The sequence below is a fragment of the Rhizobium sp. BK316 genome (assembly GCF_014193695.1).
Taxonomy (GTDB): Bacteria; Pseudomonadota; Alphaproteobacteria; order Rhizobiales; family Rhizobiaceae; genus Rhizobium.
The window spans coordinates 1-1,164 of the sequence record NZ_JACHZR010000015.1; the positions used below are offsets into that span (position 1 = coordinate 1).

Below are 1,164 nucleotides of genomic sequence, written 5' to 3' on the forward strand. Positions count from 1 at the left end.
CTGTCGACATCGGTGAAGGTGGTCGTCGGCAGCGTGAAGGAGAAGGCCGAGCCGACGGTGGCGTTCTGGCTGGCCGTCTGGACGGCAAGAACCGGTGCGTCATTGGCGCCATGGATGGTGACCGTCAGATTTGCCGTGGCGGTGGCCCCCGCCGTATCCCGCATCGTATAGCTGAAGACGTCGCTCAGCGTGTTGGTCGACTGGCGCAGCGCCTGGACGGCGGCATTGGTCTCGTTGATCGCATAACTATAGGCGCCCGATGCACTGAGCACGAGACTGCCATAGGTGCCGTTGAGGGCTGAGCCGAGCGTGCCTGATGTCGCGCCGAAGCTGACCGCCGTGACCGTCTTGGTGTCACCGGCATCCGGATCGGTGTCGTTGGTCAGCACATTGCCGCTGGCGACCACGCCGCCGGAGCCGTTTGCCACGCCGCCCTTCTCGGTCGCGTCTCCCGTATCGGCAACCGCCGTCGGCGTCGTGTTGCCGGGGGTGCTCGACACCGCAATGCTGAAGGTCTCGTTGGCGGCAAGACCGCCGAGGTCGGTTGCCGTGACCTTGACGCCATAGGAGCCCGCTGTCGTCGGGGTGCCGGAGAAGGTCCGCGTCGAAGCGTTGAAGGAGAGCCAGGCCGGAAGTGCCGTGCCATCGGCGGCCGTTGCCGAGTAGGTCAGCGTCTCGCCGCTGTCGACATCGGTGAAGGTGGTCGTCGGCAGCGTGAAGGAGAAGGCCGAGCCGACGGTGGCGTTCTGGCTGGCCGTCTGGACGGCAAGAACCGGTGCGTCATTGGCGCCATGGATGGTGACCGTCAGATTTGCCGTGGCGGTGGCCCCCGCCGTATCCCGCATCGTGTAGCTGAAGACGTCGCTCAGCGTGTTGGTCGACTGGCGCAGCGCCTGGACGGCGGCATTGGTCTCGTTGATCGCATAGCTATAGGCGCCCGATGCACTGAGCACGAGACTGCCATAGGTGCCGTTGAGGGCTGAGCCGAGCGTGCCTGATGTCGCGCCGAACCTGACCGCCGTGACCGTCTTGGTGTCACCGGCATCCGGATCGGTGTCGTTGGTCAGCACATTGCCGCTGGCGACCACGCCGCCGGAGCCGTTTGCCACGCCGCCCTTCTCGGTCGCATCCCCCGTATCGGCAACCGCCGTCGGCGTCGTGTTG

At 66.1% G+C, this 1,164-nt stretch carries 1 protein-coding gene; it reads right to left on the reverse strand.

All coding sequences use genetic code 11. The features are described from left to right. On the reverse strand, positions 1–1,164 hold a 1,164-nt coding region (locus FHT87_RS30985), incomplete at both ends, for a VCBS domain-containing protein (RefSeq protein ID WP_183806492.1).